Raw genomic sequence first — 1051 nt, 5'->3', positions numbered from 1 at the left:
GGGGCGCGCGGGTTCAGAGTCTCTGGCCGGTGTCGGCGTCGAAGAGGTGGACGAGGGCGGGGTCGGGCTTGAGCGGCAGCGTGTCGCCCGGCCCCACGCCGATGCGCTCGCGGAACACCCCCACCACCTCCTGCCCGCCGAGCCGGGCGAAGACCTGCGTCTCCGACCCCGTCGGCTCCACCACGCTCACCTCTGCCGGCAGCCCCGCCGCCCCGTCGATGACGAAGTGCTCCGGCCGGATGCCGTAGATCGCCGGCCGCCCCGCCGCCCCCGCCGGCACGCCCGCCAGCGGCAGGCGCAGGCCCCCGTCGGTGACAAACTCCGCCGCCCCGTCCGCCGCGATGCGGCCCTTGAGGAAGTTCATCGCCGGCGAGCCGATGAAGCCCGCCACGAACAGGTTCTGCGGCCGGTCGTAGAGGGCCAGCGGCGCCCCCATCTGCTCCACCCGCCCGTCGTGCATGACCACGATCTTGTCGGCCATGGTCATCGCCTCGATCTGGTCGTGCGTGACATAGACCGTCGTCGTCTTCAGCCGCTGGTGCAGCTCCTTGATCTCCGTGCGCATCTGCACCCGGAGCTTGGCGTCGAGGTTCGACAGCGGCTCGTCGAAGAGGAAGACCTGCGGGTCGCGCACGATGGCCCGGCCCATGGCGACGCGCTGGCGCTGGCCGCCCGAGAGCTGGCGCGGGTAGCGCCCGAGCAGCGCCTCCAGCCCCAGGATCGCCGCCGCGCGCCGCACCCGCGCCTCCACCTCCGCCGCCGGCGCCTTGCGCAGCTTCAGCGAGAAGGCCATGTTGTCGGCCACCGTCATGTGCGGGTACAGGGCGTAGTTCTGGAACACCATGGCGATGTCGCGCGCCTTCGGCGGCACGTCGTTCACCACCCGCTCGCCGATGCGGATCTCCCCCGCCGTCACGTTCTCAAGCCCGGCGATCATGCGCAGAAGCGTCGACTTCCCGCAGCCCGACGGACCCACAAGGATCACGAACTCTCCGTCCGCGATGTCAATCGACACCCCGTGCAGGATCTGCGCGGCGCCGAACGCCTTGCG

Annotated in this window: 1 protein-coding gene; it reads right to left on the bottom strand. The window is 71.6% G+C overall.

Annotated elements, in window-relative coordinates; genetic code table 11:
• Positions 1-13: 13 nt before the first annotated feature.
• Positions 14-1051, bottom strand: a 1038-nt coding sequence (locus QNA08_RS18915) for an ABC transporter ATP-binding protein (protein WP_283742284.1), incomplete at its 5' end; no start/stop codon positions are given.

It is taken from the genome of Chelatococcus albus, assembly GCF_030067675.1.
Classification (GTDB): domain Bacteria; phylum Pseudomonadota; class Alphaproteobacteria; order Rhizobiales; family Beijerinckiaceae; genus Chelatococcus_A; species Chelatococcus_A albus.
Note: the sequence above shows the minus strand (reverse complement) of the source record. Positions and strands in the feature narration are given on the sequence as shown.